We start from the raw sequence: 15,394 nt of genomic DNA on the forward strand, positions 1-15,394 counted from the left end.
TTTTTTCAATGATTTACTGGGACCATAATTCGACAACACCATGCGCCCCGGAAGTCGTGGAGGCGATGCAGCGTTACTGGAATGAAGAATATGGTAATCCCTCCAGCGGACACCTGATGGGGCGACGGGCCGAGTTGGCGGTCAGAACAGCCAGGGAGCAGGTTGCCGCTTTGGCCAATGCGCTCCCTGCCGAAATGATTTTTACCTCGGGAGCTACCGAGAGCAACAATCTGCTGTTTCTGGGCGTGCTACTGACGCCCCGCTCCGACCGAAAACGGATCGCGGTATCGACCATTGAACACAAGTCGGTCCTTGAGCCCGCCCACCTACTGGAAAAACATGGATTTGAGGTTGTTGAGCTGCCCGTAGACCAGACTGGTGTAACCAATTTGGATGCTGCTAGAAAGCTCATCACCCCGGAGACTTTGCTGGTTTCAGTGCAGGCTGCCAACAATGAACTGGGGACGCTGCAGCCTGTAGCTGAGCTGGCTGATCTAGCCCACGAGAACGGGGCCTATTTCCACACTGACGCTGCCCAAGTGCTTGGCAAGGTGCCATTCGATGTACAGGTGGTCAATTGTGATTTTGCCTCATTTAGCGCCCACAAAATGTACGGCCCCAAGGGGGTGGGGGCGCTTTTTGTCCGAGGAGGTGCCCGGAAATGGCCTTGGGCACGACCGTTTCGTGGAGGGGGGCAGGAGCATGGTTTGCGCCCTGGGACAAATAACGTTCCAGGTATAGTTGGCTTCGGTAAAGCTTGCTCCATTTGCCAAGGGTATGTTCAAAAGAATGGCTCAGCGGAAATCGTTCGACTCGAAAAAGAGTTATTAGAGCGGATAGCAAGAGCATTTCCAGAAAGCATAGTTCACTCGCTGACCACTCCTAGATTGCCAGGGGTCTTTTCAATCGCTTTTCCAAAAGTTCCTGCCGATCTGCTCATCGACAATCTACAGACACTCGCTGTTTCTGAGGGTTCGGCTTGCTCCAATCATGCAATCACGGTATCTCACGTGCTTGAGAAAATTGGATGTGATCGTGAAACAGCGAAAGGGACGATTCGAGTCTCTTTGGGGCGACATACAACCCAAAACGACATCCATGAGGCCATAGAGATGCTAAGGCGATCAGTAGTTGAAATTAAAAGTATTCTCCGACAACCATGAGGAGGGGCTGATGATGCTGATGGAGGTCAAACGGGAAATTCGTGCATTAGGTTGGAAAGGAAATGCTTTTAAACCGCATAAGTTGATTGCACTGCTGACTGCGATTGAATCTCTGAAAAAGAACAACTTTTCAGACGGAAGAATTTATTTCGATTCATTCTTCAAAGAGACTTTTTCGGATTTATTTAATCAGTTTTCAACTGATACCAGCAGTAGTTGCAGGGCTCACACTCCGTTTTTCCATTTACACACTTCTACGTTTTGGTCGTTGGTGTCTTTGGATGGAAAGGCACCAGAACTTGAGGCAACAGAAACAGTTGGAGGTCCTGGAGCGTTATGTGATTTAGTGGACCATGCATTAATTTTAGACCCCCTACTGAGCTTGCTAAAGGATGAATCAACGCGGGGGGAACTTGTTCAGCTTATTATTAATTGTCTACAAGAGGGTAGTAACAGGAGCGGTCACCGCGCCCAGTCATTTGAAAGATTGCTTGATGGGCAGAGTGAAGCTTCCTTAAATCCCTTTGTGAGTTATCTTAATTCACTTCAACGCTCGGGCGGAAGCAATGAAAACGCATTGGCAGAATCGCAGGTATGCAATGCGCAGTTTGCCACCATCCACGTAAAGCATCCGCTGGCGGACATCATTTATAAAGAAATGAGGGATCCGGGAGGCCAACATGTACTTTTGACGGGACATGCGGGAGACGGGAAATCTACCCTCGCCATGGAGGTATATAAGCTTTTTCGGGACTGGGATCGTGACCGTCCCCTGGATGTGCCGCCGCAACCTCGGGAAGATACGGGGGATGTATCTATCATAAAAGACCTGAGTGAACGTGATCGTAACGAGGATCCAAGCCTGCTGGACGAGTTGTCGAAACGGGAGCGCCGTTTTCTTTTGGTCTCCAACACTGGAACCTTGCTGGATCTGGCCAAGCGGCATTCGGCATATTTCGGCGAAAAAGATGTTGAAGTGGAAAGCCGCGTCTTAAAGGCTATCAGCAGCGAGAGCGGGGAATCGACCCTGTCTCTGGGCGGCATCAAATTCCGGGTATTCAACCTGGCCCGCATGGATAATATGGCGCTGGCCCGCCGGGTTTTTGAAAAGATGCTGGCTCCGGAACGCTGGACGACCTGCCAAACTCTGGATTGCCGGGAAACCTGTCCCATTTTCATCAACGTCAACCTCCTGCAATCCAATCAGGAACGGGCAACCGAACGGATCTTTCTGGCTTATCGGCGCATGTATGAATATGGAACGCGCCTGACCATGCGGCAGTTTACGGAGCACCTTGCATATCTCATCACCTCCGGGCTGGATCAACAGGACATCCGGGAGGTTCAGACACAGAATCCACCTCCGCTGATTTCCGAATATCTCTTTTTCAACCGCTTTTTTGGCGACAACGGCCGCCAACCGGATGGTTCAGCCTTCGAAATGAAGGCAGTGCAGGAGATCGAAAAACAGAAATTCGGGGAACGTCCCTGCCCAGGATGGGAGCACAAACTGTGGCTGCGCAACTGTGACGAGCCAGTGACGCTCGGTGTGGATTCGCTGAATACGGAGTTTGAAAAGCTGCGCCGTCATGGGGCTCATGAGTCGCAGTTTATCGGAATGTCATCGGATCTGGCCCGGGAACAGGTTCGCCGCATGCTCTATTTTCTGGCGGACTTTCCCGAAGGGAAGCAGGGATATTTGGGGCAGTACCTTAACTCTCCGACGATTCTGGACTGGATCAGATGGCAACACGGTGGAGTTCAGCTTAATGGGCAAGAAAAAGAGACGCTCGAACGCAAGATATACCATGTCCTTCAAGAGCACTTTACCGGGGTGCGGCTCCCCGAAGGATCGACGCAGAATGACCGGCGGCGGCTTTATATAACTTTGAGCCGCCGCCGGAGCGAAGTGCGGCAGAGCGCCCAGGTTGTTTTGGCCGAAGTCGACTGGGGAGACTCGACAACATTAAGGCTAATCAACAGCGTCAGTGCATCGGGTGAATTGCGTCGAGATCTCATTTTATGCGGAAAGGAAAATAGTCGTATTGACGGACTGAAGTTGCCGTTGAAGGTACCGTTTCTGGATTATGTCATGATGCGCCATTTCGGTGAACTGGGCGAGGTGCTTGAAGCTTCCTATCTTGAGCGGCTCGATTGCTTCAAGGCGCAGGTTCAACAAAAGGCCTCCGCTCATGACGACGAACGGATCATGCTAGTGCGGCTGAAAACGGATCACACCTTTCGCAGACAGCGTTTTGCCGTAAATGGCAACAATCTGGAGGTAACCGATGACCTTTAACTATTTTCCCTACACTCCAGATGATGTGAAAGCGATGCAGAATCCGGCGATTCAGCTCTATGGCAACCGCCTGTTTTCCGACCAAACCATCAGTGAACTGCTGAGCGAATTCCTGCTTGTTGTCTTTTCGCCCAAACGGACAGGACACTCGGTTTTTGAAACGGCCTTGCCGAGCCGGGAACTGCTTTTTGCTTGGAATAACGCACGACTTGAATATGCGCCGAAGGCGCGTCTGAACCTGAAACTCTTCTCCTTTTTGGGGGCATCCCGGCTGGAGTCTCGCCACCAAACACACCGGGTCCACCATGAGCAGTTGATCCAAAAACTGCACGGTCAAATTCAGGTCGATGACCCCGAGTGTAAAAAGGATATTATCCGCACTATCGAAAATCTATTTCTCGGGTTTCAGGGCGCAGGCAGCGGTAGGACATGGTGTGCCCAGAGCTTTCTTCCGATTTCTCACTCGTTTCTGGCAGGGGAAACGATTTGGAATGAAAGTGCGGCTGAGAGAGAGAATCCAGACAGCTGGGATGATATTTTTGAAAACAAAAGCAAATACTTAACAATGAATCAGCACCGTTTCTTATCGCGAGGCGGTGAGCTGCTTTATTTGCAGGTCTGCAATGCGCTGAGGCAACCTCACGACCGAATCACCGCATGGTGCCGGGATGGGGTTTTCGGATTGACGAAAGACGAACAGGATCCGGAGTGGCTGCACACTCAGCTGAACGAATCGTTGCAGAATCTGATGAGCTTCTGTCCACCCACCTTGACGGAACTTGCGGAATTCATTGACTCCCGTTTGGATCCAATCACCCCGGAAAGCACTGATGGGACCGAGTCGGATCGTCGTTTTGTCTCCGCCGGTTGGTGCAATGCAGAAAGCTGGATGGAAGGCTATCTGTTTGCTGTTGATCTGCTTCGTCTCATGCAGAGCAATCTGGATGTGGTGGAGCGGATTTATATGCTGGAGACCGCTTGTTCCATGCAGGTTCTCCGCACGCTGGCAATGCAGAGCATGCGACTCATGAGCGGTGCGGAACCCTGTAGCGGGCCGGACTATCGGCTGGCCGTATCGGCTCCGGAAGAGAATCGTCCGGTTATCCGTCGTCTTTCCCAGCAATCAGTCAAAGCGATTGAAAAGATGATTTTTCAATCGTTGAGGTCGGACACGGTTGAGCTGCCGGAGGATGAGAGTGAACGGAATAAAAAACTTAAACAGGCGGACCGATCCTACGGCAGCAAGCTGTTCGTGGGCCTCTCCAAACGCCTCGGTTTCGTTGTTCCCAAAAGGGGGGCCGGTGCGCGGTTTGTTTTGAATGAACAACTGCTGCGCCTGCTGGTCGTGACCACGGTTCCGGTGGGAGGTCGACTTACGTTCGACACATTCAAGGAGCTGCTGGAGCGTCGGCATGGGTTAGTCTTTGATGCCAAAGGACTTGATCGGGCCAGCGAGCGACTTTGCGGTAAGGGAATCTATTTACCGGCAGACACGGACCAGTGGCTTCAGGAAATGCTGGAGGCCGCCGGGTTCCTAATCCATCTATCTGATTCCTGTGCGCTGATCCACAATCCGGCGGATGACAGAGGGGACGTCCTATGAGTTATTTTGCTAATACAGTACGAAACCATCTGAAAAACCGGATCGAACGTTTTCAGGCAGATCCGGCGGATGGCCGCAAGATGATATTTATGATTCCGGCTATGCAGGAACCGACCCTTCTGGCCATTGCCGAGGCGGTAACAGCCGTTTGCCTGAAAGACCCAAAAATCAGTCTGGTTCTGAAAATCGCCTCCGCACTGACGGCAGATTGGAGTGACGCAGGAGTCGCCCAGGCCCGCAGCAATGGATGGCTGAGCGAAGGCCGGGATCTGACATATACCCGCAGTATCGTGAATACGGATACCAACCGTCTGCTGGTTATTGTTCTTTGCGGTTCCGATCAGGTGACGGACTCTGCGGGTTTGGCGGATTTCCACACCTGCGATCCCGACATGGTCTGGAATGAGGATATGCGGGGAAGTTTCAGTTCGTGGATAGAAGAGAAACTGAAAAGCATTGGAATGCATGACTACCGCCCGGATAATCTCACGACCATCGATAGGGTCATCAAGCCGCTGTTTACCAGCGGAACCGGGGATCTGTTGCAGCTCAGCGATTGGCTGGAAAAAATGGATCTCAGCCTCGCGGCCGACGTGACGGATGTTCCCCGATTGATGCTTGCAAATCTCCAGGCGTTCGGCCTGCCGGTTCTTTCCCGCTTTCCGTTCCATCAAAAGAGAAAGCAGCTAGGACCATACATTCATAAAGCGGTGGAGTTCTTCAATTACACGCTCTTCCTCGAGGCCCGTCAACGGGACAAGGCGCTCAAGGCTATTGATAGTTTACAAAAAGCGATGACAGAAGGAAATGATCCGGGCATTCCCTTTGACGATGAAGAGGTTTGCGGCCCCTATGCTTCCGGGCAAGAGCTGCTAGTCGGGCTGAGGGACTTTATTGAAAACGATGGGCAATGTGAACGCGACAAGTTAAGACAGTGCGACTTTGTGGTTATCTGGGACGATATTTTAAAATTCAAGGACAGGGCTCAAAAGGAAAAGAGGGAAAGTACCAGAAAGTTGGCCGGAAGCCCCGTCGAAGTTCTCCTGAATGCCGTCTGGATGACGCTCCGAGAATTTTATATCGAGCATAAAGACAAGGCCGAGATCTCTATTCAATCCATCGAAATTTCTCCCGTGCTGTTTAAACACGATGTGGATGGTGCCGGAGTAGAGAACAATATGGATGATGGGCTTGGGGATGCGGCGGAAAATGCGGAATATGCCCGGCGTTACCTCACCCATCTGATCGGCGGAATCGATGAGTTGTTGACGAAACATATCAATATCAGCAATGCCGATGGAAGCGAGATTACCATATTCAGCGATCTACTCTCTCCGGAGATCAACTGTCGGTATGCAAAAACCGCCGAGCCGGTTCTGGAGTTTGCGGTCGTCATTTCCTCGGAGCATAAACCGTTAAAGCGGAAATATGGCTGGCGGCTTCCTGAACACCATATGTATCGACTGTCGATTGACCTGCTTCGCCGCGCCAGGCTGTCTATTGCCAGTCTGCAGGAAATTCACAAACTTCCTGTCTATCATATTTCCTATTTCGAGGAACTGCTGCAGGCCACGGCCGACGAAGAGGTTCGGCGCGTACTCTTGCACGCAATCCGGGATGAACGGGAGTCCAACGGAGCGCTGACCAACCTGCTAAGCGGAGAGTGGAGCAAGGTCGATGATCCCTTGTCGCCCAAACTCAAACTGCTGGCAGAGAAGTATGACCGGTTTGTAACCGCAGCATCCTCAAACGGCCTTTTTTCAACCATCTTCAGCGCCAAGCCGGAATGGCCGGATCTTCGCAAGGCCTACGCGGAATCTTTTGAGGTGGCGCTTGCGCTGTCCGACATTTCCGCGTCCTCCCTCATCGGGATGCTTACCCGGGCGTTTTTGGTTGTGGAGCCGCGTTCCCTGAACCTTGACGATACCTGGCATGCGGATGTTCACGAGCGCTCCGGCGTGGCAACCATTCTTCATCCTTCCGTCGTGGAAATGCTGGAGGCACAGGTTGTCTATCTGACCAGGTGCTTTAACTTTGCGGTGAATAAGGAGTTGTCCAAAACCCCGAGCCGGGATGGTTTCAAGGCCCATATTTGGAGAACGTATGTTGACCTCTCGAGCATTCAGTCTCCCCTGACGGGACTGCTAAGCGATGAAAGCAAAAACCTGTGTGCCGATGTCAGGGGCAACGAGCTGATCCATCGCATCGGATCCTCTTCAACGATAGATGCGCCGCTCTCGACGCGGTTGCTAGTTCGTTATAACGAGGGCACCGAAGATGACAGCAATCTAAATGATGCCGAGATGTTCCGTGAAACAAGCGAATCAAAACTCCTCCTGCGGCTCATGCAGGACTATTTCGATCTTCACCCCCATGCGCGAGATGGATTAAGTATTGCGGTTTTCAGGAATAAAGATGTTCAGCCGGTGGTCGCAGCGGTACATGCTTATCTGAAGGTTTTGGCAACGAAACCGACTAAACAGAAGCCAAATAAGCGCTATGTGCTGAACGAGGAACGAAGAATACCCTACGCCATCAGTGTGACCGTGTTTACGGAATCCAATGATGAATCCGACATTTCCAACTGGGTGCAGCAGTGGAAGGAGCGTTGGGAGGCTGCTGAAACCGAAACAAAATATGAGCTGTACCGGAACTGCCGTTTTTCTGTGGCTCACCGTATCGTTGAAAAAAACGGTCTCGGTGCATTCCAGAAGCTGATAAAAGAGCAGTTTGAGGCGGATATTGCCGTTTTTTACGATTTCATTGGCGCTGGTACCGGTGTGAATGAGTTTGAGAGAGTCGAACCCTTCGATATCACCAGCCGCGATCTTAAATTCCCCATCCTTGAAAAGGCCTGCTGCACTGTCAGTAACCCGGCCGATAAATACAAACGGAAACGGGTTGTGAGCAACCGGCAGTTTGCACTCGGAGCCTATCACGCCACTCTGCTGCATGGTCTGAAGACCGGAACACAGCAGACCGGCACTGTCGTCGTTGGCTCCGGAGATTTTTCGCCGTGGAGAGCGCTAATTGACTGCCTCCATGACAAAGCCGAGTGGATTATTTGCATTGATCCCAATATGGATGAACGCCTCATCAGAACGCCCAAACTCGAAAAGAACAAAGAGCGGGAAATAATTGGCTTTGGTTCAGGAGTCGGTAGCCACGGCGAAGACAATTACACTATTTCGACCGAGCAGTTTTCTTTCGCTGATATTCACTTCCGGCTGCAGGCTGCCATTCAGCAGCTATACGCAGCGGAAGCGGGCTGGTCTTTGGACGATTGCAAAGCTGTTGCCAAAGGAGTACTTCATGTTGCCCCCGAGCTTTCCGGTCTATCTTTGGTAAGGGCAACTGGAGCTGCAGATCAATACATCCGTGATTTCATGGCATATTCCTTGACCAGGAAACTGCTACGAGGGTCCGAAGACCTTCTTTGTGAATCATTGATTTCACTCGATGCCTACCGGCACTGGTTTGATCTTGCAGATAATTTACGTCGCCCAGATCTAATGTGGATGCAGGTTTGGCTGCGGGAGGATGGCCGCCTCCACGTGAAACTGCATCTGATCGAATGCAAGATGGGACAACAGTCGCCCGAGCACATTCTTAAGGCCAAGTCGCAAATTGACAACGGCCTGTCAGTATTGGGTTCCGCCTTTAAAAGTTCGACGGAAAGGCCAGGAGGAGCGGGCTCCATCGAAGATCGTCCCGACCGCCGCTACTGGTGGATGCAGCTCCATCGTCTGATTGCTAGCAAAACGGAAGTCTCGAAAATCAAGTATTCGGATGTCCTGTCGGCACTCGAACGTTTGGCGGAAGGAGATTTTTTAGTAACTTGGGATGCCTCAGTATTCGCCTTCTGGATCGATCAGGATCCAGAAATTAAACGCGCCGGATATTGGAGCGTTGGTGGAGATCTCGATGTGGTCGCCAATGTCTACACTGTTGGGGGAGGATTTGTACGCCAATTGATGACTGACTCCTCAGAGTATCCTGTCGACTGGACAGCCATCAATGCGCAGAAGGCTGCGGTCGTTGAACAGGATGATGAGTTTATTCCCGAGGATACAGAGGATGATTGCACGCCTTGGGTAGATGACGAGGATGAAAACGAGGATGAGTCCTCCGAAGATGAGGTTTTTGAACCAGCCGGTCAGCCGCTGGCTGCTGAGCTGATCAAAGATTCAACACTACCATCCGAACCCGAGATGGAGACAAAGGCAGCTTCGGAGCCATCAGGCACAATGCCGCAAGAAACCGGCTCTGAAAGCGTTGTGGCGGTAACACCCGTCGTGAAAAAAGAAGTGTCTTCCGGGAGAATCCTGCTTGGTGAGACAGTTCCCAATGGCCAGCCAGTTTATTGGGAATTCGATCATCCCACGCTTGAGAACCGCCACATGCTGATCTTTGGTTCTTCGGGGCAGGGTAAAACCTATGCCATCCAGGGAATGCTCTGCGAAATGAGCAAGTTTAAGCAGAACAGCCTGATCATCGATTATACATACGGATTCTTGCCGAACCATCTGGAGGAAGTTACCAATGAGGTTTTGAAGCCAGCGCAGCATGTGGTTCGTAACGAACCGCTCCCGATCAATCCGTTCCTCCCGCAGGTGTCAGACAATGGTGGCATCGTAATCAGCGAGAATTCGAATGCCGTCGCGAAACGAATCGCCGGTTTATTTGACTCGGTGTATGCCATCGGTAATCAGCAGTACAGTGTATTGCATCGGGCAATCATGGATGGAGTGGATGCCTTGGGTTGCGGAATGAACCTAGACCATATGCTCGAGGCCATCGAATCAATGGCGGAGGACAAAAAATTCAAGGCCTCAGCTCAATCTCTGCACAGCAAACTTCGGCCGTTTGTGCTGGACCGTCCGTTTTCCTCGGGCAATGTCAGCTTTGATTGGGATCACCTTTTTTTGAAGCAGGATCCGCTATGTAATATTTTCCAATTGGCAGGGATGGACATGTATTCGGCACGTCTGATCACCGAATTTATCCTCTGGGATCTGTACGGTCATCTGCAGTCAAAGGGGAAGAAAACAGACCCGAAAGTCATCGTGCTAGATGAAGTCCAGAACCTTGACCATCAGGAAGGAAGCCCTCTTTCAAAGTATCTCCGGGAGGGCAGAAAATTCGGACTTTCGTTGATTCTTGCCACCCAGACCATGAGCAATATGAAAAAGGATGAGCGGGACCGTATGTTCATGGCGGAGCATAAGCTCTTCTTTAAACCTGCAGATACTGAATTGAAGGCCTTTGCGGAATTGGCCGCGATGACAACGCGCCAGAGAGTGGATGACTGGATTCGTAAACTGTCAACGCTCTCAAAAGGTGAATGCTATTCCATCGGAAAAACACTTGACCAGAACGGAGAAAAGTTGATTTCGCGGGCCTTGAAAATTCGTATTGCGTCTATGGAGGAGCGTAGTTTCGATGAGTAAACCTTCACGCCTTCCTCGAAATTTCCATAAATCTTTCAAGCCGGAGCGTCAGTACATCAATGCATTGCTCCGTTATGCGGCATCTGGAAAGTCAGGGGATTATCAGGAAATCGCCTCGGAGACCGGCATTCCTATGGGGGTGTCGAGTGGCAAGGTTCCCGCTATTATCGATTATTGTCGGGGGATGGGGCTCATTCGACTACCTGGTTCCAGTCGCACATCTATTAAAAAGCCAGATCTCACAGCCTTTGGCCGCATTGTGCTACTAGAAGACCCATTTTTAAAACTGAATATTACACAGTGGGTAGCCCATCTAAATCTATGCAGCCCTTTATTCGGTGCTGAAGTCTGGTATCAAACCTTCTTCCCTGGCAAGCAAGCACTCGGAATGGCATTTGAGCGATCTCAATTGGAGACTTACCTCCACTCTGCCCTCAAGATAGACAAGTCCGGGATAATCGGGCCATTGGTTGGCACCTACGAGGATGATGCTGCGTTTCGAACTTGTGGAGCTTTGTCGGAGAAAAGTGGTGTTATTACTCGAAAATCTGCCCCGGTGAGTGACGAATTCGGTTTTGGATATGGTGCATGGTTGTTGCAGCTTGTACATGACAATTTCCCTAAGAACGGCCAAATTTCTGTTGTAGAGCTTGATTCGGTTGCTGGCTGGCGAACCATTCCAGGCTGGGACATAGATGCTCTCCAGCGAGTGCTCCAGCTGGTCGAAAGAAAAGGATTGTTTACCGTTGACCGTCATATGGAGCCTTGGCTTTTGCATCCAAGGATGGATCTAGAAGCAGCATGGAAACTAATTTTTTGTGATTTGATCTAAAAGGAGATGGCCCATGTCAAAGTTGCTTGGCGACATTGTTCGTTTTCGCGGAGATAAGCTTTTCAATGGTGCCGTTAACATTGATTGGCTAGAAACCGACGAAGCTAAGGCTTTGGCTGCGTCATCTGCCTTTGTATTTCACGGCCCTGCTTACCATGGTGTTTCTCAAACAGATATAGGCACTTCTCATGGCCATCGGTTGCAGGACACGGCAAGCTTTGTAAAAGCCATATTTCATCGCTGTTATGGGTTGGATGAGCAGCCTTTTACACTCGCCATAGCCGGTTATGGTACTGGAAAATCACATCTTGGTCTGACCCTTGGCAGGCTTCTTGGTAATCCAACTGGAATTGAAGCTGATGCTATTCTGTCAGGAATCGAATCTGCGGACCGTGAGATTGCGGCTGATCTCAAGACCTTGATTGCCGAAGTTAGTCAGCCATGTTTGGTGGTAGCCTTAAATGGCATGCAAAGTTTCGATTTGGCCTCTGAGGTTTCCAGGCAAATTATGAACCAAGTCAAGAGTCACGACTTGGATACCCGCCCACTCGATGATTTGCGCCCACGGTTTGCTCAAGCATCAAGCTTGATTCAAATGGCTGCTGGCAATAAAGATGTTGTTGATGAGTTGCTAGTCGCATGTGATGCTGAAAACATCGATGATGTTTTACAAAAATTAAAGCAGCAAGACGACATAACTTACAGCAAGGTCTATAAAATACTAGCGTCCAGAAATATCAGAATTTCCGCATTGGGCGGAGAATCTGTGAGGGATGTTATAGACGTTGCATCCCGCGAGTATTGTGGAGTTGGAAAACCATTTAAGTGCATATCTATACTTTTTGACGAATTTGGTAGATATACCGAGTTTGCTACTGTCAAAAGTCATGTTGCCGGAAGTGGTGTCCTGCAAGACATGTTCGAGGCAATCCAAAACAATACAAGCAAGGTATGTTTTGTAGGGTTTATCCAGTTTGAGTTAAACGCATACATACAGCGTGTCGCTCCAGAGCATCGAAATGAGATATTGCGTTATGTCACAAGATATCAAACTGCTAGCAAAGTATACTTGTCAATAAATTTAGAAACATTAATTGCAAGCCTTATAGAAAAAAATGATACGAATTACATAACGGGGTTGCTTGACAACGATACTGCAAGAAAAGAATCCGAATTCATTATTGATAATATTTCTAGGTGGTTTCCAGTTTCCCAAAATCATAGAATCTGGAAGGATCTGACTCAATTTCACAGTGTTATCCGTAAAGGTTGCTGGCCCCTTTCACCCTATACTGTCTGGCTTCTTTTCCATTTTGCAGCAGCGGGAAAGCATCTTCAGGAACGGTCGGTTCTTGCTTTGCTTGGGGATGCGTTTGATCGGTACAGGGATCGAGCCGTTGAGAATGGGAAGGTTGGGCTTCTGGCTCCTGCGGATTTTTGGTCGGAAGCGCTTCAACACGAGCTTATAACTTCTGAAGAGGGCGGACAACAAGGTGCTATTACACATTCCTACTCCTCGGTAATAGCACGCCATGGGGCACAATTATCATCTGATCTTTTAAAATTACTAAAATCAGTGGTGCTTGCCTCGAAACTTGGAATGAAATCTATCAGCCAAGAAGAGGCGATAACGGCGCTCTCTGAACTGTCAGGACTTCATTCTAGGACTGCCCATGACGGACTTAAGCTCTTACGTGAAGAATTCAACATTATTGAATGGGACGAGGCTTTTAAGCAGTTTGATATTCTAGGAGATGCTGTACCTCGAACTCAGTTTCTCGCTTATGTTCGCCAACGCGTTGCAAGTACGTTTGATGAAACAGGTAAGGCTTCATTATTTTCAAAAAAAGCTGGAGACTGGTGTGATCTTCTAAGTGATCTTGAGTGTGATTTTGCCGAAGAAAATAAAATTACTACCAAAGAATGGCGCTACCAAGCCATTACATCAAATCTTGACGTCCTCCCAATACACGTGAAATTGGCCTCAGACCGCTGGATCAATGCAGCAAGTATTGACGAGCCGAGAGGGACAGTAATTTATTGCTATGTAGAACCTAGCAGAGATATCAACGTTGTTGAACGTGATGCATCAATCCTTCTTAGAACAATAGCAAAAGATTTCGGAATTGTTGCTCAGCCAGTATTGATTGTAATGCTTTCTGATGATGACGGGAAATTAGGGCAATCATTGGCGGAGCTATCAATTTTGGAAGACTCTCTCAGTGCCCAAGACGTTGCAAAGTTTGGCAACCTTATTCCAGCGCATAAACAAAAAATGCGTTCAGACATTAAATCCCGCGTAGAAGGAATGATTAAACAGCGCCGATATGTAACAGCCTTTAAAGAACCCATGGAATCGACACGACTCGGGCGTGTCGGATCTGATATCTTTGCAAAAATATACAAAAATCCAATCACATTTCCTTTTGATGGATTCACCACGATAAGGGGGAACGCAGCTACAACCTGCCAAATTCTTACCGCAGAGCTTTTGCAGGGGCGGCTTGACTGGAATTCTATCATGGCAAAACCAGCAAAGGATCAGAACCGTGCAGCTTCTGTTCTTCGCGAGTCGTGGGGCGTTTTTGCGAAAAATGGCTCTGTCCGCACACGTCCAGAGCATCCGGTACTTAGGGGGCTTACGGAAAAATGGGATGAGCAACTTGCTAATGGCGAGAAAAGGATCCTATTGCAGGATGCAATAAAACGACTTTGTGCGCCACCATATGGGGCAAATATCGCTTCTGCTGGGCTATTTCTAGGAGTTTTTGTAGCCCCGCGAAGTGAAAAGCTCTCTATCGTTAAATCTGGAAGGTCTGTATCCATTACTGAATGGATGCAAGAAGGAGTTTTTAGGGGAAATTTCATCGATGTCAGTAGCTTGCATGATGTTGAACTGATGTTTTCCGGGGACTCTTCTTCCGAATGGGAAAACCTTCTTGACGAGTGGGAACAGGCTGAAACCTATTGTGCGCGGAGAGATTGGTACATCAAAGCGGAAGAATTAAAAAGAAGGCTACCGCTGCCGCCCTCCCAGGCTTATCGAGAATTACATCTCGAGGAGCTAGGGAAAACGGCCTTTATTGAATTGAAAAAAAATGAAGAAATACAGGAATCCGCTATCAGTAAAATCGATAATGGACTCGAACGTTCTGACGTTGCCTTGCTTTCTTGGGGAACGGCTGATCTTGTTGACTTGATAGCCCGCATGACTTCAAAAAAACCATTATGGTCAGATCATGAGATAGAGAAAATCAAACCAATTGCTGAACGTTCTAGGCAAACATTGATTCATATCTTTCCAGATTGGCTCAAAAGGCAATCCCCAAAGGATGGTACACCTGATGCTGTTGGTGAATTTAAGCACAAGATGATTCATAAGGTGGGTGGAAGTTTTCAAAAATTGAAATTGGACGAATTGCAAGATGAGATTGTTAAATATACCAATACCGCTATTCGAAAAGTTGAGTTAATTGCTTCTGCGCACCAAATGGTGAGGGAAATTGGCCTATGGCTCACAACTAATGCTCAAGCTACAAGCTTTGTTCGGATAGCTGAGCTACGTGCACTTCAGAAAGTCGGTACCGAATATACTAATAAGCTTCGAAGCATTTCTACGCATATCGAAATGCCAGAGATCATCGAGTTGCGCCTGCAACTGTCAAATAGACTTGAAGAAATAAAAGCAGCTCTGAATGGAGCCAAAAACCGTGCTTCAAAACTATGGCAAACAAGGCTCAATACGATTAATGACGCAGAAGATCTGCAGAATGAAGTCGATGAGTTATTTTCTGTTTTTGAGGGCTGCAGAGAGGATCTTGATGATTTGCAATTGATGCGTAGATGTTTGCGTATCTATTTACAAGTTTATCAACAGTTAAACAATGATCGGCTTACCTGGAACGAGTTTGATTCACTGGCAAACAAACTAAAATCTGAAGTGTTTGATGCAGTTGGTGAAGATGAGCCACCATGGGAACCGTTGGAGACTATAGAAAATTTCAGGAAATTGATAGCCGAAAGCAGAGAAGAGAAAAGTCTTGAGTG

Annotated in this window: 6 protein-coding genes (1 of these 6 cut by a window edge); all 6 read left to right on the forward strand. The window is 49.0% G+C overall.

Going from position 1 to position 15,394, the window contains the following annotated elements; translation table 11 throughout:
- The first annotated feature begins 8 nt into the window (after positions 1 to 8).
- Tightly spaced (at most 13 nt apart), the 6 genes in view from ACTVJH_RS08760 to ACTVJH_RS08785 form a layout consistent with a single transcriptional unit that may run on beyond the window.
- Positions 9 to 1,163, forward strand: a complete 1,155-nt coding sequence (locus tag ACTVJH_RS08760; RefSeq protein ID WP_455989480.1) for a cysteine desulfurase family protein — start codon at positions 9 to 11, stop codon at positions 1,161 to 1,163.
- Entirely contained in the window at positions 1,132 to 3,462 is a 2,331-nt protein-coding gene (locus ACTVJH_RS08765; RefSeq protein WP_455989482.1) for a hypothetical protein, read from the forward strand. The genes ACTVJH_RS08760 and ACTVJH_RS08765 overlap by 32 nt, the downstream gene beginning before the upstream one ends.
- Positions 3,452 to 5,065: a hypothetical protein gene (locus ACTVJH_RS08770; protein WP_455989484.1), complete on the forward strand. Its 1,614-nt coding sequence runs from the start codon at positions 3,452 to 3,454 to the stop codon at positions 5,063 to 5,065. Before ACTVJH_RS08765 ends, ACTVJH_RS08770 begins: the two co-directional genes overlap by 11 nt.
- Positions 5,062 to 10,515, forward strand: a complete 5,454-nt coding sequence (locus ACTVJH_RS08775) for an ATP-binding protein (protein WP_455989486.1) — start codon at positions 5,062 to 5,064, stop codon at positions 10,513 to 10,515. Before ACTVJH_RS08770 ends, ACTVJH_RS08775 begins: the two co-directional genes overlap by 4 nt.
- Entirely contained in the window at positions 10,508 to 11,347 is an 840-nt protein-coding gene (locus ACTVJH_RS08780) for a hypothetical protein (RefSeq protein ID WP_455989488.1), read from the forward strand. Before ACTVJH_RS08775 ends, ACTVJH_RS08780 begins: the two co-directional genes overlap by 8 nt.
- Before the next feature lie 13 nt (positions 11,348 to 11,360).
- Positions 11,361 to 15,394 carry the 5' portion of a hypothetical protein gene (locus tag ACTVJH_RS08785; RefSeq protein ID WP_455989490.1) on the forward strand. Its footprint extends 247 nt past the window's final position, so the window shows 4,034 of its 4,281 coding nt (coding positions 1-4,034); the start codon lies at positions 11,361 to 11,363; its stop codon lies beyond the right edge, outside the window.

Source organism: Desulfoplanes sp. PS50 (assembly GCF_053851535.1).